Below are 22906 nucleotides of genomic sequence, written 5' to 3' on the forward strand. Positions count from 1 at the left end.
CTCCCCCTCGCGCTCGCCGCACGGGGGAAGGGGCATGCGGACCTCGTTCTCGAACAGACGTTCGGTATGGAGTCTAGGGAACCCCGGGCCCGGGGAGCAAGGCGGGGTCAGCCGAGAAGGGCGCGGACATGGTCGGCGACCTCGCCGGGCCGGGCCGCTTCGGCCATGCCGCCGGAGGGCCACAGGTAGTACCAGCCGTCGCCGCACGGCGTGGCGAGGACGATCACGTGGCGCCCCGTGCCCGGCGCGTAGACGGCCAGCAGGGACTCCCCGGGCCCGGCGAACCGCCAGGACAGGCCCCGGGCCTCGACCTCGCGCGCGAGCGCCGCGAGGTGACGCCGGCGCATCTCGGCGATCTCCCGCCCACCGACTACAGACACATCAGCCGCCTCAGCTGGTCCGAGCCGCCGGCATGACCTTGAGCTACCATCCGGCGACGGTTGGTGACCGCTCCTCAGCATGACTCCGATCCGGCCGCCGTGCGGGGAGAATCCCAAGAGTGGGGACGGGTGTACCCCGGCCGCTAGGGGATGGTCCGCAGAAGCGGTGTAACGCGCCGTCCGGATACGGGCCAATCACCGCGCAGGTGGTTTCCGGTCCCCGGAACCTGGCCCGCATACGGAGGCTCCGTCCGTGATAGAAGCCTCTGTGAGGCGGGCGCCGCCCGCGTCAGCCAAAGAAGAAGGAGCGAGCCGATGAGCGCCGTCCCCGCCGGCGACCCGTCAGGCCACACACACCCCCGCGCCCAGGGGCACGGTCCGGAGCAGGGCCGCGCTCTGGCCGGGCTGCGCGAGCGCAAGAAGCAGCGGACCCGCCTCGCGCTCATCGACGCGGCCCTGGACCTGTTCCTCGCCCAGGGCTACGAGGCGACCACCATCGACGAGATCGTGGCGGCGGTGGAGGTGTCGCAGCGCACCTTCTTCCGCTACTTCGGCACCAAGGAGGACGTGGTCACGAGCTTCCTCACCGAGCACGACCAGGTGCTGGAGGAGGCCCTCGCGGCCCGCCCGCCCGAGGAGCGGCCGTTCACCGCGCTGTTCGAGTCGCTGCGCGTCGTCCTGCGGACGATCGCCGAGAGCGACCCGGCCGACGGCGCCCGGTTCCGCCGCGTCCGGCAGGTGATCGAGGCGACGCCGTCGCTGATGGCGGCGCAGATGGCGCGCTACTCCGCGTCGGCGGAGGCGCTCGCCACCGAGATCGCGCGCCGCGAGGGCGTCGACATGGAGCGGGACCTGCGGCCGCGGATCGTCGTGTCGTTCTACCTGGCCGCGACCAAGGTCGCCTTCGAGGACTGCGCCCGCCAGGACATCTGGGACGCCGGGACGGTCGCGGCGCGCGTGGAGGAGGCCGTGACGCTCGTCAGCCGGACCATGCGCGACTGGGTGTGACCGTCCCGCCGGCGGAATAGCCCGCGGGGGCGCCGGGGTTCTCCGGGAGCGTCCACGCGAACCGACCCGTCAGGAGAACGACATGCGCGCGATCGTCATCACCCGCACCGGCGGCCCCGAGGTCCTGGAGGCGTCCGAGCGCCCCGACCCGGTGCCCGGGCCGGGCGAGGTGCTGATCGACGTCGCGGCGGCCGGGGTCAACTTCATCGACGTGTACTACCGGACGGGCGCCTACCCGCAGGAGACCCCCTACACGCCCGGCGTCGAGGCGGCCGGGACGGTCGCGGCGGTCGGCGAGGGCGTCCGTGAGTTCTCGGCGGGCGACCGCGTCGCGTGGGCGAACGTGCAGGGCGGCTACGCGGAGAAGGCCGTGGTCCCCGCGGACAAGGTCGTCCCCGTCCCCGGCGGGGTGGGCCTGGAGGACGCGGCGGCGTCGCTGCTGCAGGGCATGACCGCGCACTACCTGACGAGGTCGACGTATCCGGTCCGGGAGGGCGACACCGTCCTCGTGCACGCGGGGGCGGGCGGGATGGGGCTGCTGCTCACGCAGGCGGCCGTCTCCCTCGGCGCCCGGGTGATCGCGACGGCGTCCACCCCGGAGAAGGAGAGCCTGGCGAAGGACGCGGGCGCGGACGCCACGATGGGCTACGACGGGTTCCCCGAGCGGGTGCGGGAGCTCACCGGAGGCGAGGGCGTCGCCGTCGTGTACGACGGCGTCGGGGCGCCCACGTTCGACGGGAGCCTGGAGAGCCTCCGGCGGCGCGGCACCCTGGCCCTGTACGGCGCGGCGGGCGGCCCGGTCCCGCCGTTCGACCCCCAGCGCCTCAACCGGGCCGGATCGGTGTTCCTGACCCGGCCGTCCCTCGCCCACTACGTCGAGGAGCGCGCGGAGCTGCTGGAGCGTGCCGCCGACGTCTACGCGTGGGTGGAGTCCGGTGCCGTGAAGGTCCACGTCGGCCGCCGCTACGACCTCGCCGAGGCCGCCGCGGCGCACGCCGACCTCGAGGCGAGGCGCAGCACCGGCAAGCTCCTGCTGATCCCCTGAGGTCCCGCCCGGCGCCGCGGCCTCCCCTAGGCTGGCCCCCGGACGAACGATCTCTCAAGGAGCGCCGCCCCCCATGACGACGTACGCCGCCGGACCGCTGGAGCACGACGAACCCCGCGTCCTCGGCCCGTACCGCCTGCTCGGGCGGCTCGGCCGCGGCGGCATGGGGACGGTCTACCTGGCCGCCGAGCCCGACGGCCGGCGGGTCGCGGTGAAGGTCGTCAACCGGGAGCTGGCCGGGGAGCCGGCGTTCCTCGCCCGGTTCCGCCGCGAGGTGACCGCGGCGCGGCGCGTCCACCGGTTCTGCACCGCGCCCGTGATCGACGCCGAGCTCGACCAGGACCCGCCGTACATCGTCACCGAGTACATCGACGGGCCGAGCCTGGAGAAGGCCGTCGGGGACAGGGGCCCCCTGCCCGGCTCCGACCTGGAGGGACTCGCGGTCGGCGTCGCCACCGCGCTCGCCGCCATCCACGGCGCCGGGATCGTGCACCGCGACCTCAAACCCGCCAACGTCCTGCTGTCCTCCACCGGCCCCCGCGTCATCGACTTCGGCATCGCCCGCGCCCTCGACGCCCCCGACGGCCCCACCCGCACCGGCCAGTTCGTCGGGACGCCGTCCTACATCGCGCCCGAGGTGCTGCGGGGAGAACCGGTCGAGCAGGCGTCGGACGTGTTCGCGTGGGGCTGCGTCGTCGCCTACGCCGGGACCGGGCGCCCCCCGTTCCAGAGCGGGACCGTCGCCGAGACGTTCCGCCGCATCGAGCACGAGGAGCCCGACCTCGCCGGCCTCGACCCGCGGCTGCGCGAGGTCGTCGCCGCCGCGCTCGGCAAGGACCCGCGCGACCGCCCGACGGCGCGGCGGCTGCTGACCCTGCTCGTCGGGCAGGAGAAGGCCGACCTCACCCAGGCCGTGGAGACGATCTCGGCGTCGTGGCGGGGGCCGGATCCGGCCGCGGAGCCCGCCTCCGAGCCGGACGGCGCGCGCCCCGCGGCCGTCGAGGTCCCGGCTCCGAGGCCCGCGCCGGAGGCCGCCGCCCCCGCGGTCGCGGCGGCGCGCGAGCCCGGCCCGGACGCGGAGACGGTCCTCGTCGACCTGCCGTTCCCGGCCGCCTGGCGCGGCCCGCGGCGCTGGCTCACCCTGCTCAGGGGCCTGCTGGTGGTCCCGCACCTGGTCGTGATGCTGATCATGTACGCGGCCCTCGTGGTCGTCATGCCGCTCAGCTGGCTGGTCATCCCGTTCACCGGCCGGTACCCCCGCGCCCTGTACGCGCTGGCCGTCGGCTGCCAGCGCTGGTCCAGCCGGGTCGTGGCGTACGCGCTCGGGCTCACCGGCGAGAAGCTCCCGCCGTTCCGCACGCTTCCCCGCGCCCGCCGCACGAACTGAACGTGCCGACGACTCCGCGCGTCCGAATAACCGTGGACCGCTAGGGTTCTACGACAAAGACTCCCGAATCCCCCTCAGGATCACGATGACCACGCACGCAGGAGAGAACGGGGAGACCCTGCGCCCCGGCGACCCCGCCGAGCTCGGCCCCTACACGCTGGTGGGGCGGCTCGGCCGGGGCGGCATGGGGACGGTCTACCTCGGCGAGGACCGCGCCGGCCGCCGCGTCGCCGTAAAAATGATCAACCGGGAGCTCGCCGGTGAGGGCACGTTCCGGGAGCGGTTCCGCCGCGAGGTGACCGCGGCGCGGCAGGTCCGCCGGTTCTGCACCGCGCCCGTGATGGACGCCGAGCTCGACACCGACCCCCTGTACGTCGTCACCGAGTACATCGAGGGCCCGAGCCTGGAGAGCGCCGTCGCCGAGCGCGGGCCACTGCCCGGCTCCGACCTGGAGGGCCTCGCGGTCGGCGTCGCCACCGCGCTCGCCGCCATCCACGGCGCCGGGATCGTGCACCGCGACCTCAAGCCCGCCAACGTCCTGCTGTCCTCCACCGGCCCCCGCGTCATCGACTTCGGCATCGCCCGCGCCCTCGACGCCCCCGACGGCCCCACCCGCACCGGCCAGTTCGTCGGGACCCCGAACTACCTGCCGCCCGAGCTGCTGCGCGGCGAGCAGGTCTCGCCCGCCTCCGACGTGTTCTCGTGGGGCTGCGTCGTCGCCTACGCCGGGACGGGGCGCCCCCCGTTCGCGGGCACCACCGTTCCGGAGATCTTCTACCGCGTCGTCCACGAGGAGCCGAGGCTCGACGGGCTCGACCCCGGCCTGCGCGACGTCGTCGCCGCCGCGCTCGACAAGGACCCGCGCCGGCGGCCGACCGTCCAGGACCTGCTCGGACGGCTCGTCGGCAACGGCCAGGCCGACCCGGCGAGGCTCGCCGAGACCGTCCAGGCGAGCTGGCACGGACCGGCGAGCGACCCGACCGCCCAGGCCCGCACGGCGCCGGCCGCCTTCCAGCAGCCGACCCCGCCGCCCGCGGCCCCCGGCGCCACCCGCCAGGACGCGCGGCCCGCCGTCCCCCGGTCGGGCGGCGCGTCCCGGCGTCCGCTGGTCATCGGCGGCGCCGTCGCTGCCGCCCTCGTCCTGCTCGCCGTCGTCGGGTTCCTCGTGCTGCGCCCGGACGGCCCGCCCGGCAACGTCGCCACGACGTTCAGCGACGACTTCTCCGACGACGGCTCCGGCTGGGGCACCTTCAGCGGCCAGTACGGCTACGTGAACGGCGGCTACCGGCTGGAGTCCCAGGGCTCGACCGGCGGGGTGAGGCGGGACGTGCCCAAGGACGACTTCGCCCCCGACCCGATGCTGGCCACCGTCACCACCAGGGTCGCCCAGGGTTCCCCCGACGGCATGTACGGCCTCACCTGCCGCATGACCGAGGACGGTGCGAGCGAGTACATGTTCCTCGTCCGCAACGACGGCAAGGGCGCGGTGCTCCGCAAGCTCACCAAGGACCGCGGCACCAAGGAGCTCGACAGCCCCGACTCGGTCGCCGGCCTCTCCGAGGGCGAGTCGAACAAGCTCCAGATCGCCTGCGAGAGCGGCGACGACGGCAAGCAGGTGCGGCTGCGGCTCTGGGTGAACGGCCACCGGGTCATCGACGCGACCGACACCGACCAGCCGCTCGGCAACGGCAAGGCCGGCCTGCAGGTCGAGCGGGGCGGCAACGCCGCGCAGCAGATCATCGTCGACTTCGACGACTTCGACCTGTCGGAGATCCTCGGCTAGGCCGGGGCCGGCCGGCCCGGCAGGTAGCCGTTCGTCCACCGGGTCAGCTCCGCGAAGACCTGCGTGCGGGCCGGTTCGGCGGACAGCACCAGGTCGTGCAGGCCGCCCTCGATCCGCACGAGCGTGACGTGCCGCCCGATCCGCGGCGCCCACTTCGCCATGTGCTCGACGTCCAGGACGGCGTCGGCGCCCGTCACGTCCAGCACCCCGCGGGTCGGGCGGACGCTGCGCGTCGACGCCATCACCAGGACCGGGACGTCGACGTCCAGGCCGCGGTGCAGGCGCAGCTGCCCCCGCCGCACGGCCGCCAGCCACGCCGCCCGCACCGGGAACCCGGCGAGCGGCTTCCAGGCCAGGTCGAACTCCCACTCGCCCTCGTGGTCGCGGTGGATGCTGCGCGGGTACCGGTCGGACACCCCCGCGGGCAGCTTCGCCTTCGGGAACCGGGGACGCAGCGCACGCGCCAGGCCCGCGCCGGCCTTGCGCATCACCAGCGGCTCGGCGAGGTCCAGGAACGGGCTGTTGAGGAACACGCCGTCGATCAGGCCCTTGCCCCTGGCCCTGTCGGCCCACAGGGCCGCGACCAGGCCGCCGGTCGAGTGGCCGTTCAGCAGGAGCGTGTCGTGCCCGTCCACGTCCCGGATGATCCGCACCGCCTCGTCGATCTCCGGGAAGTAGTCCGACAGGCTCTCGACGTAGTTCGGGGTCTGGTGCGGCCGCAGCGAGCGCCCGTACTTGCGCAGGTCGAGCGCGTAGAAGTCGAAGCCGAGCTCGACGTAGAAGTCGGCGAGGTGCCGCTGGAAGAAGTAGTCGACGAACCCGTGCAGGTAGAGCACCGCCCGCCGGGACGGGTCGCCGCCGCCCCGGCGCCGCACGAGCGTCGCCACGACCTCGCCCTCGGCGTCGCGGCCCATCGGCAGCTCGATCGCCTCGTACCCGGGGCCGAGCACGTCCGCCGTCACGTCCACATTTCCTCCCGCTGTCCGGTGAACTGATGCCCCATGATCGGGCGTCAAAGAGACCGACCGTACGACAGACTGAATCACAGCCCCTCTCCACCCCGGGAGTCGAGTCATGCAGGCGCCCCTCCGTGACCGAGACCCGCGGCTGCTCGGCCCGTACGTGCTCACCGCCCGCCTCGGCCGGGGCGGCATGGGCACCGTCTACCTCGGCGAGGACGCGTCGGGACGGCGGGTCGCGGTCAAGGTCATCAACACGGAACTGGCCGACGACGAGGCGTTCCACGAGCGGTTCCGCAGCGAGGTGACGGCCGCGCGGCAGGTCAGCCGGTTCTGCACGGCCGCCGTCCTGGACGCCCGGCTCGACGGCGACCCGCTGTACGTGGTGACCGAGTACGTCAACGGGCCGTCCGTCGAGGAGGCCGTCAAGGCGGACGGCCCCCTGCGCGGCGGCGACCTGGAGGCCCTCGCGGTCAACGTCGCGACGGCGCTCGGCGCCATCCACGGCGCCGGGATCGTGCACCGCGACCTCAAGCCGTCCAACGTGCTGCTGTCCCCGACCGGGCCGCGCGTGATCGACTTCGGCATCGCCCGCGCGCTGGACGCCACCGAGGGCCCGACCCGGACCGGTCAGTTCGTCGGCACGCCCGCCTACATCGCGCCCGAGCTGATGCACGGGCGGGAGGTCACGCCCGCCGCCGACGTGTTCTCCTGGGGCTGCGTCGTCGCCTACGCGGGCACCGGCCGCGCCCCGTTCGGCGGCGGGACGCTCCCGGAGGTCATCAGCCGGGTGACGTCCGCCGACCCCGACCTGGAGGGCCTCGACCCGGCCGTCCGCGATCTGGTGGCCCGGGCGCTGGCCAAGGAGCCCGCCGACCGCCCGACGGTGAAGCAGCTGATCCAGGCGCTGACCGGCGAGGACGCGCCGCCCGCGGCTCCGCCCGCCGCCGCGCCGCCCGAACCGGAACCGGCGCCGGAGCCGGAGCCGGAGCCGGAGCCGGAGCCGACGCCTGCGCCTCTGACGAGCGTCGACTCCGTGCCGCCGACGCGCCCGGTCGGCATGCGGGCGCCCGCCGCCCCGGCGAGGAAGCGGTCCCGGCACCGCGACCGGGGCCTGCTCATCGCCGCGACCGGCGCGGTCCTCGCCGTCTCCGCCGTGATCGGGGCCCTCAACATCCCGGGCGGCGACGACTCCCCGGACGCCTCGGGGCCCACCGGGGCCGCCGTCCTCGGCGACGAACCGCCGGACGTCAAGGAGAAGATCTTCGACGACGGCTTCAACGACGCCGGCTCCGGCTGGAAGACGGCCGCCACCCCGGTCTTCGACGCGTCCTACCGCGACCGGAAGTACGAGATCCACGTCCTGCCGAAGGCCGGGCGCACGACCGTCGACGCACCGGTGAGCAGGATCCCCGACTCCCAGCTCGTCGAGGTCGAGGTCACGCCGAAGGACGCCTACGGCGAGGCGGGGGTGTACTGCCTGGGAAGCTCGGGCTACGCGTTCCTCCTCGGCTCGGACGGGCGCGCGCGCATCGCCAGGCTGGCCACCCGGCAGGCGCAGACCGTGACGACCGGCATCGCACCCAGGCTGCGGGAGAGGAACCGCCTCCAGGCCGCCTGCGTCAAGCGCGAGGACGGCAACGTCGACCTGGCGATGTGGGTCAACGGCAAGCCGGTCGCCTCGTCCGCCGCCACGCCGCCGAGCAGCGTCCCCGGCAACAGCGGCCTGCTCGTGGTCCGCGACGAGGGTGCGACCGGATGGCCCCAGGCGGTCTTCGACGACTTCGCGCTCTGCGAGGTCTGACCCTCGTCAGACACATCCGCGCAGGTCACCTACTGTTGTCGTGATGTCTGAGAGCAGTGGCGGCGCCGGACTGCGCGCCGGGCTGCGCCGCCGCCACATGACGATGCTGGCGATCGGCGGCGCGATCGGCGCCGGGCTGTTCGTCGGCAGCGGCGCCGTGATCAGCACCGCCGGGCCCGCCGCCGTCCTGTCGTACGCGGCGGCCGGCCTGCTGGTGCTGTGCGTGCTGCGGGCGCTCGGCGAGATGGTCGTCGCGCGCCCGGTCGCCGGGTCCCTCGCCGAGTACGCGCGGATGGCGCTCGGCCCCTTCGCGGGTTTCACCATCGGCTGGCTGTACTGGTACCTCTACGTGATCCTCGTCGGCGCCGAGGCGACCGCGGGCGCCGGCATCCTCGCCGGCTGGACCGGCCTGCCGCAGTGGGCGCTGGCCGCCGGGCTGCTGGTCGCGATGACGGCGGTGAACCTCGTCTCCGTCCGGTCCTTCGGCGAGTTCGAGTTCTGGTTCGCCTCGATCAAGGTCGCGGCGATCCTGGTGTTCGTCGTCCTCGGCGTCCTGTACGTCACCGGCCTCTGGCCGGACTCGCCCGGCGGCCTCGCCGTGCTCACCGGGCACGGCGGGTTCGTCCCGAACGGCGCCGGGTCGGTCTTCACCGCCATCGTCGCGGTGATGTTCGCGTTCGGCGGGACGGAGATCGTCACCATCGCCGCCGCGGAGAGCGAGGAGCCGGGCCGGGCGGTCGCCCGGGCCACGAGCAACGTGCTGTGGCGCGTCGCGCTGTTCTACGTGCTGTCGATCCTGCTCGTCGTGTCGATCCTGCCGTGGAACGACGCGAAGATCCTCACCAGCCCGTTCGTCAGCGCCCTGGACCGGCTGGACGTGCCCGCCGCCGGCACCCTCATGCAGGCGGTCATCCTCACCGCCGTCCTGTCGGTGCTGAACTCGGCGATCTACGTCTCGTCCCGGATGCTGTACGTGCTGACCCGCGACGGCGACGCCCCCGCCGGGCTGGTGCGGCTGAACCGGCGCGGCGTCCCCGTCCGGGCGATCCTGCTCGGGACGGTCGCGGCGTGGGCGGCGGTCGTCGCGTCCTACGTCTCCCCCGACCAGGTCTTCAAATTCCTGATGAACTCGATCGGGGTCGTGCTGGCCTTCGTCTACCTGGCGATCCTGTTCTCGCAGCTGCGGCTGCGGTCCCGGCTGCGGCGCGAGGACCCGGCGAGCCTCACCTACCGGATGTGGCTGTTCCCGTACCTGACCTGGCTGGTCATCGCCGCCCTGCTCGCCGTGCTGGTCTCGATGGCGTTCATGGCCGGGCAGCGCTCCCAGCTGGCCGCCTCCCTGGTCAGCCTCGCCGCCGTCGCGCTCGCCTACCCGCTGCGGCGCCGCTTCGGCAGGCGGCCGCCGGTCGCCGCTCCCGTCGCCGCGGCGCGCGGACCCGGGGGCTAGCTCAGTCCTTGCGGCCCGTCGCCGCGACCGTGACGCCGAGACCGATCATCATCAGGCCGCCGGTGCCGCCGATCGCCGCGAGGCGGCGCGGCGAGCGGGCGAACCAGTCGCGGGCCGTCCCCGCCGCGATCCCCCACACGCTGTCGCAGCACAGCGCGATCACCGCGAAGATCGCGCCGAACAGCATCATCTGGAGCTCGACGTGGCCGTTCTCGCGCACCACGAACTGCGGCAGGACGGCCGCGAAGAACACGGTCGTCTTCGGGTTGGTGATGCCGACGAAGAAGCCCTGCAGCAGCGCCCGGCCCCCGCCGCGCTCCGCCTCGCTCCCGGCGATCGCCTCCTGGAGCGAGCGCCGGTGCCGGATGGCCTGCACCCCGAGGTAGACGATGTAGACCGCGCCCACGATCTTCAGGGCGGTGAACACGACGACGGAACGCTCCACGACCGATCCGATCCCCACCGCGACCGCCGCGGTCAGCACCAGGGCGGCGAGCACCCCGCCGACCACGCCCGCGAGCGCGGTGCGCCGGCCGTGCGCCAGCGCGCGGCCGACGACGAACAGGACGGACGGCCCCGGGATCAGGATGATCGCCAGTGCCATCGCGGAGAACGCCAGAAGCTGATGAGTCGACACCATGCCCCGGAGAGTACGCATTCCGGGCATGGCGGCCCACCCGTTTTCCCGGGGGTCAGCCGGTGAGGACTTCCCAGGCGGCGCCGCGGCGGACCAGGAGGTTGTGCGTGAGGAGGCTCCCCGCGGGCACGTCCCACACCGGGTCGTCGCCGTCGTCGCCACGGTCCTCGGCCCACACCTGCGAGACCGCCCAGCGGAGCTTGTCGATGCCGTCCGGGTGCCCGGTGCCGGACGCGACGAACACGTCCCGCGCGGGCGCCGCGACGACGAGGTCGCCCTCCACGTCCTGCGCCAGCTTCTCCAGGAACCCCTCGTCCAAGAGCAGGCCCGACTCCAGGCCCCCGCCCCGCGGGGACGCGCCCAGCGACACCGTCACGGCGCGCGCGTCGGGATACCAGCTGAGGCTCAGCTCGGGACGCAGGTCGCGCAGGTTGATCACCGCGTGGCGGCGCAGCTCGCCCTGCGCCACCCCGAGGTCGGCGCAGTGCCGGCGCGCCACGTGCTCGTAGCGGCGGCCGGACGGGGCCCCCTCGTCGGCGATCTCCAGCGCGTAGGTGACGTACAGGTCGGCGGCGAACGGGTCGCGGATCGGCTCCTCGTCCGCCGGGAGCGGGAACTCCAGCTGGACCTCGGCCGGCACCCGCGCCTTCATCAGCGGGACGATCAGCTTGGACCGCGGGTCGGTCACGGGGTGCTCCTCCTGGTGCTCTGCCTGCGTGCGCCTGTGTTCACGAGTGGATCACCCTACCCCCGCCGAGGGCGGCGCCGGGGCTCCGCCGGGCGGGACGACGGGCAGGCCCCCCGGCGCGCCGCCCTCGATGATCCGCCACAGGGCCCCGGTGTCCATGTGCTCCTCGACGAGGTCGCCGAGCGCGTCCAGGGTCGCCTCCCTCAGCGCCCCGAAGGACACGTCCGGGGCCGGGACGAACCGCCTCTCCGCCGTCCGGGCGACGTCCGCGAGGAACGCCCTGCGGAAGCCGTCGTTCTCCATCGCGCCATGCCAGGTCGTCCCCCACACGGCGCCTTTCCGGCACCCGTCGAGGAACGGCTCCCCCTCCGCGCTCACGATGCCGTGATGGATCTCGTAGGCGTTCACGGTCTCCCCGTAGGCGCTTCCGGTGGGCCGCCCGAGGGTCTTCTCCTTCTTGAACTCGACCTTCGCAGGAAGGAGACCGAGCCCTCGCGCTCTCCCCTCCTTTGACTCGACACCGTCGACGATCTCTTCGGCCAGCATCTGGTAGCCACCGCAGATCCCGAGGACCGGCCGCCCCTCCTCGGCCCTCCTGCGGATCTCGTCGGCCATTCCCCGGTCGCGGAGCCACGCCAGATCGGCGACCGTGGCCCGGGTCCCCGGAAGCACCACCAGGTCGGCCTCGGCCAGGTCGCCGGCACTCGCCGCGTACCGGACGACGACGCCGGGCTCGCAGGCCAGGGCGTCCATGTCCGTGAAGTTGGAGATGCGCGGGAACCGGACGACGGCGATGCGCAGCGTCTCCTTCCCGTAAGGCCCTTTCGCGTCGGGCCTCGGCGCGTCCAAGGCCAGGGTGTCTTCAGAATCGAGATACAGGCCGAGTTTCCAGGGCAGCACCCCCAGCGTCGGGCGCCCGGTGAGCATCGCGAGCTGCTCCAGCCCCGGCGCGAGAAGCTCCCGCGCCCCCCGGAACTTGTTGATGACGAATCCGGAGATCAGCGCCTGGTCGGCGGGCTCCAGCAAGGCGACCGTGCCGTAGAGCGACGCGAAGACACCGCCCCGGTCGATGTCGCCGACCACCACCACCGGCAGGTTCGCGGCCCGGGCCAGCCCCATGTTGACGATGTCGCCGCCCCGCAGATTGATCTCGGCGGGACTCCCGGCCCCCTCGCACACCACCACGTCGTACCTGGCCCGCAACTCCTCAAGGCACTCCAGCACGACGCCCTTGAGCCGCTCCTTGTGCGCCCCGTACTGAAGCGCGTCGACCTCCGCCACGGGCTTCCCCAGCACCACGACCTGGCTTCTGCGGTCGCTTCCCGGCTTGAGCAGCACCGGATTCATCAGCGCCGCGGGCTCCACCCCCGCGGCCTGCGCCTGCATGTACTGCGCCCGCCCGATCTCCGCCCCGTCGCTCGTCACCATCGAGTTCAGCGACATGTTCTGGGCCTTGAACGGCGCGACCTTCACCCCCTGCCGCGCCAGCCACCGGCACAGCCCCGCGGTGACGACGCTCTTCCCCGCGTCCGAGGTGGTCCCCGCCACCAGAAGCCCGCTCACCGCACACTCCAGACCACGGCCGCCGCCGCGAACGTCACCGCCGCCGAAAGCCGGACGGCCCTCCGGATGTCCCTGACCTCGGGCGCCCGCCCGTCCCCCATCTCGGGCCGCCGCTCGACCCGTCCGCCATAGGCGTTGGCGCCGCCCAGCCTCACCCCGAGCGCCCCGGCGAAAGCGGCCTCGCACCGTCCCGCGTTGGGACTCGGATGCTTCGCCCCGTCCCGGCGCAGAACCCGCCAGGCCTCCCGCCCCGAGCACAGGGCGACCAGTCCCCCGGTGATCCTCGCCGGAACCCAGTTCGCTACATCGTCCAACCGCGCCGCCGCCCACCCGAACCGCTCGTACTTCGGACTCCGATACCCGACCATGGCGTCGAGCGTGTTCACGGCCCGGTACATGAGCAGCCCCGGGATGCCCGCCACCGCTCCCCACACCAGAGGCGCGATGGACGCGTCCGACGTGTTCTCGGCCACCGACTCCACCACCGCACGGCTCAGATCGCGAGCATCCAACCCCCGCGGATCCCGGGCGCACAGATGGGAAAGCCGCTCCCTGGCCGCCTCCACGTCGCCCCGCTCCAGCACCCGCGCCATGTAGAGCCCTTCACGCCCCAGCGACGTCCCGCCGAGCACGGCCCAGGTGACCCCGGCGGTAACAAGACAGTGCACTACGGGCCGCCGGCTCGCCCGCTCAAGCGCAACCCCCACGACCCCGGCGCCCCCCACCAGGGCCCCGACATAGACCGCACCCCGCCAGCGCGAGTCCCCATAGACCCAGCGCTCGACCCCGGACGCCACCCGACCGAAACCTGCCACGGGATGCCACCGCTTCGGGTCCCCGAAGAGAGCGTCCAGCGCGACCCCGAGAACCAGCCCCTCACCAGAGACGCGCATCGAGCTCATCCCAGTGCCGCTCCAGCCAGTCCTGCGCCCGCCGTATCCGGGGCCCGGCGCCTCCCTGCCAGATCCGCGCCCATCCCCCACCGCGTTCCGCCCTCCCCCGCATCGCCCGATAGGACCGCTCGAACCGCACCCGCGCCGCCGGCAGCACCTCCCGCCGCCGCTCCCGGTCCAACCCGTAGGCATCGCAGAAGATCCGCAGCCTGCGCCCCACGTCCACCCCGTAGAGCACGGCGTCCCGATCGGCCGGATCCTCGATCGGCCCCCAGTGCCGCAACGCCGTGACCACGTCGAACACCCGCGTGGTGGGCCGCGCCAGATCGAAGTCGATCAGAGCGACCGGCCGCCCGCCCCGGAAGACCACGTTCTCCGGCGTCACATCGCAGTGCCCGATGACCTCGGGCTCCCCGTCCACGTTGGACGTCTCCGCGTCCCACGGCGCCCCCGCCGGCGCCTCGTACGAGGCGACCGCGTCGTGGTACCGCCTCAGCAGCCGCCCCACGTCCCGCAGCACGTCCTCCGAGACGACGGACGCCGCCAACGGCCGCTGCGGCACCTCCCCGGGCACCCAGCTGAGCACCTCCCGCCCCAGCTCATCGACCCCCAGCACCCGCGGCGCCTCGAACCCCACGTCCTCCAGGTGCCGCAGCAGCCCGTGGACCGCCGGACTGTGCGCCCTCAGCGGCCGCCGCACCGTCTCCCCGACCCGCACCACACCCTCCGACACGGCCCCACCGGAGAGCGGCACCTCAATGTTCACCGCCACAGCACCCCAAGATAGGACCCCCGCCCCAGCGGTAAGGCCGTTATAGATGTGGAGCCGGACGACGTGCACCCTTACACTGTGTCCCGGCGTCCCGCCGGGCGCCGAGCGCCCGTAGCTCAGCTGGACAGAGCATCGGACTTCTAATCCGACGGTCGCGGGTTCGAATCCTGCCGGGCGCGCCACACCCTCACCCGCGCGAACGCCATCTCCGGGCGACGCGGGCGATAGGGCAGATGACCGCGGTGCCGCGCTACTTCGTGCCCGGCGAGGGAACCGAAGGGTCGGGTTGCGGGGGTGCCGGGTCGGGGTCTTCGTGGGGAGGGGGCTGCGGCTTGGGGTCGGCTGGGACGCGTATCAGCCAGGCGGCGCACACGGCGGTGACCGCGGCCATCAGGACCAGCAGGACCCGGTAGTCGACGACGAGCGACAGTGCTGCGCCGAGGGCGATGGAGACGGTCTGCGGGGTGCTGATGACGCCCATCGCCGCGGTCAGCGCCCGGCCGCGCAGGGCGTCGGGCGTTCGCCGCTGCACCGCCATGACCAGGCCGACGGTCGTCCAGCACATGCCGAAGCCGAAGAGGAACGCGCCCACCGCCACCGGGGGGATGGCGGGCGCCAGGTAGACCAAGGACGCGATGGTCACCAGGGCGATGCCCAGCATCACCGTGCGCAGGTCGCCGACGCGGCGGATGGCGGCGCCCGCCGCCAGGCCGGCGCAGACCGCGCCCGCGCCCTGCACACTGCTCAGCACGCCGACGAACGCGGGAGCGCGGTGAAGCCCGTCGTCGACGATGGAGAAGATGAGAGTCTGGGAGAAGCCCGTCACCAGCATGGCCAGGCCCAGTGCGCCCACCAGCGTGCGCAGAGGCGTGGACCGGTAGATGTGGCGCAGGCCCGAGAGCACCTCTTCGCGCAGTTCCAGTGCGCCGGTGACGTGACGCTGGTCGCCGGGCGCCCGGATGAGCCACACGCATACCGCGGCCGCCAGGAACGTGGCCGCGTCCAGTAGAGCCACTACGTGGCCGCCCGCCACCGTGAACAACGCCGCGCCGAAGAGGGGGGCCAGCAGCTTCACGCCGTCGGCGGAGGTCTGCAGGAGGCCGTTGGCGTCGGGGAGTGCGTCCTCGTCCACGATCGCCGTGACGAGGGCGGCCTGGGTGGCGGTGATGACCACGCCGGCGATGCCGTAGCAGAGGATGATCGCGTACAGCATCCAGACCTGGCCCTCGCCGCGCACCAGCAGGCTGAGCAGCATGACGCCCGCCATCACCAGGTTGGTCACGATGAAGATCTGGCGCCGCGGGAACCTGTCGATGAGCACCCCGGCGAACGGGGCGAACAGGAACGGCAGGGCGACGAAGAAGAACGCGCCGCCCGCCGCGGCATTGCTGCCGGTCAGCTCCTTCACCCAGATACCGAAGGCAATGATGAGCGCCCGGTCGCCCAGGGTCGACAAGGTCTGACCGATGATCAGGAGCCGGAACCCACGATTGGTCAGCAGAACCCTCACGGGCGACCTCCTCGGCGGCGAGGCAGAACTACAAGACCATGCCATATCGGCGCGTTCGGGGATATGGACGTGCGGTGGCCGGATCCGGCGCTCGGCAATTCGGCCGCGCCCATTTACGATCAGTAAAGATCATGTGTCGGACGATCAATCGGACACCTGAGCGACAGCGCCGTCGTCCTCCCGGCCACCCCTACGGGATGCGGCGAACGGGGCATGAGGCCGCTCGCCGGTAGCCGTCCGTGCGAGGAGGTCGATATGTCGGAGGCGCCGGTCGCGGATCCGGCCGCGGGACTCGCAGAGCCCGCGGCGCTTCTGGATCCCTACTCCCTCTTCGGCCGCCTGCGCGAGAGCGCGCCCGTCTACCGCAGCACCTTCCTCGACTCGTGGGTGATGACCAGGTACGACGACTGCGCCGCGGTGCTGCGCGACACGGAGTCGTTCGCCTCGGACTGGCGCCGGATCGGCGAGGCCGTACCGGAGCCGTTGCTGAGCATCCAGTCACTCGACCCGCCCGAGCACACGGCCATCCGACACTTCATGGTGGACGCGGTTCGCGGTCTCGACCCGGGCACGCTGCGCGAGCGCATCGCCGCGCAGGTCCGCGCCCGAGCCGAGCGGCTGCGCGCGGCCGGGGAGTTCGACTGCGTGTCCGACCTCACCGCGCCACTCGCGCTGGACACCATCACCGCGGTGCTCGGGGTGCCGCCCATCGACGCCGCGTGGTTCCTGCCCGTGTCGCAGACGGTCGTGGACGGCATGGACGCCGGGATCTGGCCGGAGACCGCCGAACCCGCCGTGCGAGCCCGCGCTGAGCTGGCCGAATACACCGGCCGGTGGCTGGACGATCCACCGCCGGACGGGCTGGTGGCGCATGTGGCGGCCAAGGCGCCCGGCTCCGGGATCGCGCGCCCGGTGCTGCTGAACACGCTGCGGGCCGTCCTGCACGCCGGGTTCGAATCGGCGGGGCGGCTGCTCAGCAACGCTCTGGTCGTCCTGCTGAGCGGGCCGGACACTTTGGCGCGTTTCGCCCGAGCTGACCCGGCACTCGCGGTGGAGGAACTGGTCCGGTACGTGACGCCGGTGCAGGCCGACGGGCGGGCGTGCGTACGGGAGACGCGCGTCGGCGGCCATGTCGTCGCGCCCGGCGAAGCGGTGACGCTGCTGCTGGCCGCCGCGAACCGGGATCCGGCCAAGTTCGCCGAGCCCAACGAGCTGGACTTCGGCCGCCATCCCAACCCGCACCTGGGGTTCGGCCGGGGCGCCCACTCGTGCCTCGGGCAGTCGCTGGCGGTCCTCCAGGCACAGGTCGTCCTCGGCCTGCTCGCGACCGAGTTCCCGGGAATCCGCCTTGCCGGCGAGCCCGTCTACCACCGGAACCTCACGCTGCGAGGCGTGGCTCGGCTCAGAGTCCGCCTCGGCTGACCGACCTCAGATCCGTCGTGACAGAAAGGAGGTGGCACTATGCGTTACCTCCACTGAGTGACATAGGCGGGTGCCCGGCATAGCGGGGCGCGCTTCCAACCTGCCACGTTATGCCGGGCATTCATAATTCACTGCGCGGCCGGTCTCAGAGGCTCTGCACATATCAACCTGGGTTTCTGTCTCTCGCCATCACACGATTTCCTCTGGAGCGCTGATGAGGGTGTTTGTGCGCACGAAAACCGCCTTGGTGACCAGCCTCGTCACCATGACCGCCACCATCCTTTCGACCGCTCCACCGTCCGCCGTTTCCCACGCCGCCGCGGCCTCGGCGTCCGCCCGCGTGGCGGCAGGTCGTCCGGACGGTGAATCCGGGGAGCCGTGGCTGGCGCGGCTGCTGGCGGGGTCCACCCGCGGCAGCGACGCGTGGCGGCACCTGCGTGTCCTCGACCGGATCGCCGCACGGAACGGCGGAGTGCGCGCCACCGGCACGCCGGGGTTCGATGCCTCCGCGCGCTACGCCGCCAAGGTGCTCACCGCCGCCGGCTACCGCGTCCACCAGCAGCAGGTGCCGTACACCGACTATCAGGTCGACGCGGAGAGCGCGGCGGTGACCGCTCCCGCCGCCCGGCAGGTGCGCGCGCTGGTCATGCGCTGGTCGCCCGTCACCCCGCCCGGCGGTCTCGACGCCCACCTCGTCGTGCCCCGGGCCACGGCGGGCGACGCCGCCGGATGCTCCGCCGCCGACTACGACGGGCTGCCCGTGGCCGGGTCCATCGTGCTCGTACGGCGCGGATCCTGCGGCTACACGGCACAGCAACGCGTCGCCGCCGGGCTCGGCGCGCGGGCGATGCTGATCTACCTGGCCACGCCGAGTCCGAACAACATCTACCGGCTGCACGCGTTCGACCCGAAGGCGTTCACCATCCCGGTGGCCAGCGTCACGCAGGCGCAGGCCGAACAGCTCGCCCAGGAAACCGCGCAGCACCAGGTGCGGCTGCGGCTCGACCTGCGCGGGCACGCGGTCGCGGGAGTCACCACCAACCTGTTCGCCGAGACGCGCGGCGGCGACGACCGCACCGTCATGGCCGGCGCCCATCTGGACAGCGTGACCGAGGCGCCCGGCATCAACGACAACGCCGCCGCGGCCGCCGCGCTGATGGCGACCGCGCTGCGGCTGGCTCCCCACCAGGACAAGGTGCGCCACAAGGTGCGGTTCGCGCTGTGGGGGGCCGAGGAGCTCATCGACATCGGCTCCAACTACTACGTGCGCACCCTGCCACCGGCCGAACGCGCCAAGATCGCGCTCTACCTCAACTTCGAGCTGATCGCCGCTCCGAACGGGGTGCGGTTCGTCCTCGACGGGGACGCGAGCGAGCAGCCGCCGGGCACCCCGCCGGGCCCGGCGGGCTCGCAGGTCGTGGAGAAGGTCTTCAAGGACTACTTCGACCACGCCGGGCTCCCCTACGAGAGCCACGACCTGCGGGCCGTCGGCTCCGACCACGAGCCGTTCGTGGCCGCGGGCATCCCGGTCGGCGGCCTGAACGGCGGCGTCCTCGGGGTCAAGACCGCCGCGCAGGCGGCGCGGTTCGGCGGGGAGGCCGGGCAGCTGTACGACCCCTGCTACCACCAGCCGTGCGACACGATCGGCAACCTCGACCGCCGGGCTCTCGGCGAGAACGTGCCCGCCATCGCGTGGGCCGTGGGCCGCTTCGCCCTCGACGTCTCCGACCTGCCCGCCCCCCAGGAGCAGCGACCATGACGACGCACCACCAGGCCATCGAATCGCTGACGGACCCGCCCGCCGCCTACCCGCCGTCCTCGCCGATGGGGCTCAGCTTCGACGTCGACGCGCTGCGCGCCGACCTCGACCGGCTGCGGCACCGGCGGTGGCGCGCCCAGCGCGCCTACAGCCAGGACGGCGCCGCCACGGAGTCCGGCGTGGACTGGCGCATCCTGCCGCTGCGCAGCGTCGGCGGCGATCCGGTGCGGACCGACCCGGGCGGCGCGGGCCTGACCGACTTCGCCGACACCCCGTGGCTGGCCGAAGCCCCGGCCCTCGCCCAGGTCATCGACGCCCTGCCGGCGCCGGTCCGGGGCGTACGGCTGATCGCCCTGGGCGCGGGCGCGACCGTGCACGAGCACCGCGACTACAAGTACGGGTTCGAACGCGGGCTCCTGCGGCTGCATGTGCCGATCGACACCAACCCGGACGCCGTCGTGGTCATCGACGGCGTGTCCGAGCACTGGACGGCGGGACGGTTGTGGTTCGGCGACTTCGGCCGAAGGCACTACGTGGCGAACGGCGGGGACCGCACTCGGGTGCACATGGTGCTCGATTGCCTGGTCAGCCGCGAGGTCGTCGGGTTGCTGCCGGACGAGTTCCTGGAGCTGCTGCCGCTCAGCGAGGTGATGTTCGCCCGCGAACCTGTGCCGCTGACCGCGTCCGACCGCGACCGGCTGTGCTGCCGGTTCCGGCTGCCGGGCGACTTCGCGCAGTGGTCGGAGGAGGAGGTCGAGGCCAGGCCCGACAGCGACGCCGCGGTCCTCGTGCACGAGGACCGGCTCGTCCTCGCCGTCGACGGCGAGCCCGCCTTCGGCCTGGTGCATCTCGGGCTGGGCGAGTTCCGCCTCAGCGGCTGGAGCGAGGAACGCACCATCGCCATCGAGTCCACCGGCCAGGTGCGGATCAGGGAACGCGCCGGCCGCGCCCTCCGCGAGTGGACACGCCCCGCGCAGTTCGTCCAGGACGGTCGGACGACGTCGGCCGCGCGCGACCGTCTGACGACGCTCCCCCCTTCCGAGCTTCCCCCTTCCGACCAGACAGGCAGGTGACTCGCATGTCCTCCCCCGCCCGGGTCGCTCCGCTCGGCACCGACCCGTACGCCTTCCAGCCCGGTTACTACGACCTCTTCCGCGCCTCCCGCGGAGAGGGCGCCCTCCCCGACCCCCGGTTCTTCGCCGACCGCGCACCCCGGGGCGGCCACGCGCTGGAGATCGGCGCGGGCACCGGCCGGATCACGCTGGCCGTGGCCGAGCGGGCCGCCACCGTCCTGTGCCTGGAGCGGTCCGCCACCATGCGCGCGGTGCTGCTGGCCAAGCTCGCCGAACGCCCGCACCTGCGCCCCCGCGTCACCGTGCTCGACCGCGCGGCGCCCCACTTCGACCTGGCCCGCCGCTTCGACTTCGTGTACCTGGCGGGCGTGCTGGAGCACGTGCCGCACCCCGAACGGCCCGCGCTCTTCGATGCGATCGCCGAACATCTGGCCGAGGACGGCGAGGTGGCCATGGACATGGTGCTGTCAGAACCCGTACCGGACTGGCCCGAGCACGTCGCCGACGAGGCCGTCCTCGGCGACTGCCGGTACGAGATGTCCTGCGAGGCGCGGCCCGACGGCGACGACCAGGCGCACCTGCGGTTCGTCTACCGCACGTACTACCAGGGCGATGTGGTGGCGACCGAAGTGGTGGAGCGCGCCCACTACCTGCACCGGCCGGACGCCGTCATCGCCGACCTGGCGGCGGTCGGGCTGACCCCGACGGCCGGAACCGCCCTCCACCCCGTCGCCAACGGCGAAGACCCCGGGACTCTGGTCGCCCGCCGTACGACCTGACCGGCCTGAGACGTCATCCACTTCATCCTGAGGAGAGTTCGCGTGCAGGTCATCGGCGTCGGTTTGCTCCGAACTGGTACGACTTCACTCGCTTTGGCACTCGACCGGCTCGGGTACGGCCCGTGCTACAACATGCGGGTCCTGAACGCCGAGCCTGAGCGGGCCGCCGACTGGGCCGCCGCGATGGACGGCGGGACGGTGGACTGGGGGAAGGTTTTCGCGGGCTACGGCTGCGCCGTCGGCTCGCCGACCACCGCGTTCTGGCGCGACATCGTCGACGCGTTCCCGGACGCCAAGGTGGTGCTCAACGTCCGCGATCCGCAACGCTGGTACGACAGCGCCGCGCAGACCATGGCCGCCGTGCTCGCCAAGCCGCCGCTCCTGGTGCGGGTGCTGAGCTGGCGAGGCCCGCGCCGGCCCGACCCCGAAGCGGAGGTCCTCGACCGCGTCCAGCGGACGACGTGGCATCGCGAGATCGGCGGGCCGTTCGGCGACCGTGCGGAGATGGCCGAAAGATTCGAGCGGCACGTCGCCGAGGTGAAGGCGCACGTGCCCGAAGACCGGCTGCTGGTGTTCGAGGTCAAGGACGGATGGGCGCCGCTGTGCGCCTTCCTCGGCGTACCCGTCCCCGACGAGCCGTTCCCCCGGGAGAACGACGCGGCCACGTTCAAACGCCGCCAGCGGCAGGCCCTGAAGAGAACCCTGGCCCCCCGGATCCTCGCCACCACCGCGATCGCGACCGGCGCCGCGATCACCTGGGCAGTACACCGCAAGCTTCACAGGTAACCCGAAGGGCCCCGTCCCCAAGCGCCGGGGACGCCGGGTCCGCACTGATCAGCTTGTTCACGAAGCCCTGGTCCCCCCGCGTGTGGGGGTGATCCGCTGGACCTTCGATCCGACGTGTGATCTTCCGGCTGGATCGGATACCAGACGGCCGCTCCCATCGCGCCCGCCGTACTGCTATAGCCACCCCAGTGCGGACGACGTCGGCCCCTGAGCCGCGAGACCGCGCCGTGGAGGGATGACGCGGGGGTACTCGCGTTCGCGCTGACCTGCGCCAACGCCGACGAGCACCATTCTGCTGGAGATTCCGCGGGCCGATCCCTCCCGCCGGCGCGCCGCCCAAGCCAGTCCATTCGCGGTGACCACCCGCCCGTGCGCCGGAGTCCCGAACCGGACATCTCCCCTTCCCTCGTCTGGCGAACAGTTATGTCCGGTTTGAACAGGAAGCAGAGATCGCCCGGCTCTGCGCCCTCGGACCATCCCGGACCGAGGGGCTAATCGAGGCAAAGAGGCCTCACCTCTCTTTGCTCTCATTTCTGTGCAGCAGTGCCTTTTCGCAAAAGATCTTGTGCGGCACGCCGTCCGTCCGGCCGTCCTCGACACTCTTTACGAGTGATTGCCATCCACTGAGGAGAAACGAGATCCAGCGATGCTGCGCAGAAACTGGCGTGGACAGGAGGTAGTCGACGAAAATGCCGTCTTCCGACATGTCCTGGACGTCGCCGACAAGGCGGCCAGAGGACTCGGCCTGACCGCGCATCAGGCCGAGGACATCGCGTCCACCGTTGCGGAGTCGTTGTGCAAACGAAGCGGCACCCTCATGCAGATCGTCAAGGAGGGCCGCGACCCGAAAGCCTACGTCCGGCGGACGGCCCGCAACGAGTGCGTCAACTACTTCCAGGGCAAGGAGCACGACCGGAGGGTCCACGACTCCCTCGTGCACAGCTTGAACGCGCTGAAAGACGCCGCCGGCAAAGTTCCGGACACCTCAACGCGCGTCGCCGACAAGGTGACGCTCCAGCAGGCGATGGGAGGACTGCCCCGCGAACTGCTCGTGATCGTAATAATGAAATTCTACGAGGACATGCCCCTGTCGGGCATATCCGCGGAGCTCGGTGTTCCCCATGGAACCGTGAAGAGCCGTTATCTGAGGGCGCTCAAGCAATTGAGAGAAGCGATCCAGGGCGACGGGCCTCACGCGGAGGTGGAATGAG

The 22906-nt window shown here is 72.6% G+C and carries 20 protein-coding genes and 1 tRNA gene; 13 read left to right on the forward strand and 8 right to left on the reverse strand.

Annotated elements, in window-relative coordinates; genetic code table 11:
- Positions 1–107: 107 nt before the first annotated feature.
- On the reverse strand, positions 108–380 hold the full coding sequence (locus ABD944_RS13295; RefSeq protein WP_345175823.1) for a hypothetical protein: 273 nt from the start codon (positions 378–380) through the stop codon (positions 108–110).
- 315 nt (positions 381–695) lie between these two features.
- Between ABD944_RS13295 and ABD944_RS13300 the strand changes: the two genes are divergently transcribed.
- The 4 genes from ABD944_RS13300 to ABD944_RS13315 all read left to right on the forward strand — a co-directional run bounded on the left by ABD944_RS13300 (position 696) and on the right by ABD944_RS13315 (position 5603).
- On the forward strand, positions 696–1388 hold the full coding sequence (locus tag ABD944_RS13300) for a TetR family transcriptional regulator (protein WP_345175824.1): 693 nt from the start codon (positions 696–698) through the stop codon (positions 1386–1388).
- Between the two features lie 82 nt (positions 1389–1470).
- Positions 1471–2433 carry a quinone oxidoreductase family protein gene (locus ABD944_RS13305; protein ID WP_345175825.1) on the forward strand — a complete coding sequence of 321 codons (963 nt, stop codon included), beginning with the start codon at positions 1471–1473 and terminating at the stop codon, positions 2431–2433.
- 73 nt (positions 2434–2506) lie between these two features.
- The gene (locus ABD944_RS13310; protein ID WP_345175828.1) at positions 2507–3820 is read left to right on the forward strand and encodes a DUF4389 domain-containing protein; all 1314 of its coding nucleotides are present in this window, start codon (positions 2507–2509) and stop codon (positions 3818–3820) included.
- A gap of 85 nt (positions 3821–3905) precedes the next feature.
- The gene (locus ABD944_RS13315) at positions 3906–5603 is read left to right on the forward strand and encodes a serine/threonine-protein kinase (protein ID WP_345175830.1); all 1698 of its coding nucleotides are present in this window, start codon (positions 3906–3908) and stop codon (positions 5601–5603) included.
- On the opposite strand, the gene ABD944_RS13320 is transcribed toward ABD944_RS13315, so the two are convergent.
- Complete coding sequence (locus tag ABD944_RS13320) at positions 5600–6565, reverse strand: alpha/beta hydrolase (RefSeq protein WP_345175831.1); 966 nt, start codon at positions 6563–6565, stop codon at positions 5600–5602. The two genes, ABD944_RS13315 and ABD944_RS13320, sit on opposite strands and share 4 nt — an antisense overlap.
- 112 nt (positions 6566–6677) lie before the next feature.
- On the opposite strand from ABD944_RS13320, the gene ABD944_RS13325 reads away from it, so the two are divergent.
- Positions 6678–8366, forward strand: a complete 1689-nt coding sequence (locus tag ABD944_RS13325; RefSeq protein WP_345175832.1) for a serine/threonine-protein kinase — start codon at positions 6678–6680, stop codon at positions 8364–8366.
- A gap of 43 nt (positions 8367–8409) precedes the next feature.
- Complete coding sequence (locus ABD944_RS13330; protein ID WP_345175835.1) at positions 8410–9813, forward strand: amino acid permease; 1404 nt, start codon at positions 8410–8412, stop codon at positions 9811–9813.
- Position 9814: 1 nt separating this feature from the next.
- On the opposite strand, the gene ABD944_RS13335 is transcribed toward ABD944_RS13330, so the two are convergent.
- The 5 genes from ABD944_RS13335 to ABD944_RS13355 are packed head-to-tail and all read right to left on the reverse strand — an operon-like array spanning position 9815 to position 14366.
- A complete protein-coding gene (locus ABD944_RS13335) occupies positions 9815–10453 on the reverse strand; it encodes a LysE family translocator (RefSeq protein WP_345175837.1) in 639 nt (212 codons plus the stop codon).
- A 52-nt stretch (positions 10454–10505) separates the two neighbouring features.
- Complete coding sequence (locus tag ABD944_RS13340) at positions 10506–11138, reverse strand: DUF1444 domain-containing protein (RefSeq protein ID WP_345175839.1); 633 nt, start codon at positions 11136–11138, stop codon at positions 10506–10508.
- 51 nt (positions 11139–11189) lie between these two features.
- Positions 11190–12701: a cobyric acid synthase gene (locus ABD944_RS13345; protein WP_345175841.1), complete on the reverse strand. Its 1512-nt coding sequence runs from the start codon at positions 12699–12701 to the stop codon at positions 11190–11192.
- Positions 12698–13603, reverse strand: a complete 906-nt coding sequence (locus tag ABD944_RS13350; RefSeq protein ID WP_345175844.1) for a cobalamin biosynthesis protein — start codon at positions 13601–13603, stop codon at positions 12698–12700. Before ABD944_RS13350 ends, ABD944_RS13345 begins: the two co-directional genes overlap by 4 nt.
- Positions 13578–14366, reverse strand: a complete 789-nt coding sequence (locus tag ABD944_RS13355; RefSeq protein WP_345175846.1) for a phosphotransferase enzyme family protein — start codon at positions 14364–14366, stop codon at positions 13578–13580. The genes ABD944_RS13350 and ABD944_RS13355 overlap by 26 nt, the downstream gene beginning before the upstream one ends.
- 105 nt (positions 14367–14471) lie before the next feature.
- On the opposite strand from ABD944_RS13355, the gene ABD944_RS13360 reads away from it, so the two are divergent.
- Positions 14472–14548, forward strand: a tRNA-Arg gene (locus ABD944_RS13360).
- Between the two features lie 68 nt (positions 14549–14616).
- Here ABD944_RS13360 and ABD944_RS13365 read toward each other — a convergent pair.
- Complete coding sequence (locus tag ABD944_RS13365) at positions 14617–15876, reverse strand: MFS transporter (RefSeq protein ID WP_345175847.1); 1260 nt, start codon at positions 15874–15876, stop codon at positions 14617–14619.
- 255 nt (positions 15877–16131) lie between these two features.
- On the opposite strand from ABD944_RS13365, the gene ABD944_RS13370 reads away from it, so the two are divergent.
- The 6 genes from ABD944_RS13370 (at position 16132) to ABD944_RS13395 (ending at position 22905) form a co-directional block, all read left to right on the forward strand.
- Complete coding sequence (locus tag ABD944_RS13370; protein ID WP_345175850.1) at positions 16132–17298, forward strand: cytochrome P450; 1167 nt, start codon at positions 16132–16134, stop codon at positions 17296–17298.
- A 265-nt stretch (positions 17299–17563) separates the two neighbouring features.
- Entirely contained in the window at positions 17564–19057 is a 1494-nt protein-coding gene (locus ABD944_RS13375) for a M28 family peptidase (RefSeq protein WP_345175852.1), read from the forward strand.
- Entirely contained in the window at positions 19054–20130 is a 1077-nt protein-coding gene (locus tag ABD944_RS13380; RefSeq protein ID WP_345175854.1) for an aspartyl/asparaginyl beta-hydroxylase domain-containing protein, read from the forward strand. Before ABD944_RS13375 ends, ABD944_RS13380 begins: the two co-directional genes overlap by 4 nt.
- A gap of 5 nt (positions 20131–20135) precedes the next feature.
- A complete protein-coding gene (locus ABD944_RS13385; protein WP_345175856.1) occupies positions 20136–20909 on the forward strand; it encodes a class I SAM-dependent methyltransferase in 774 nt (257 codons plus the stop codon).
- Between the two features lie 42 nt (positions 20910–20951).
- Positions 20952–21695: a sulfotransferase family protein gene (locus ABD944_RS13390; protein WP_345175858.1), complete on the forward strand. Its 744-nt coding sequence runs from the start codon at positions 20952–20954 to the stop codon at positions 21693–21695.
- A 646-nt stretch (positions 21696–22341) separates the two neighbouring features.
- Positions 22342–22905, forward strand: a complete 564-nt coding sequence (locus ABD944_RS13395) for an RNA polymerase sigma factor (protein WP_345175860.1) — start codon at positions 22342–22344, stop codon at positions 22903–22905.
- The last annotated feature ends 1 nt before the right edge of the window (position 22906 follow it).

It is taken from the genome of Actinomadura verrucosospora (genome assembly GCF_039540335.1).
GTDB lineage: Bacteria > Actinomycetota > Actinomycetes > Streptosporangiales > Streptosporangiaceae > Spirillospora > Spirillospora verrucosospora.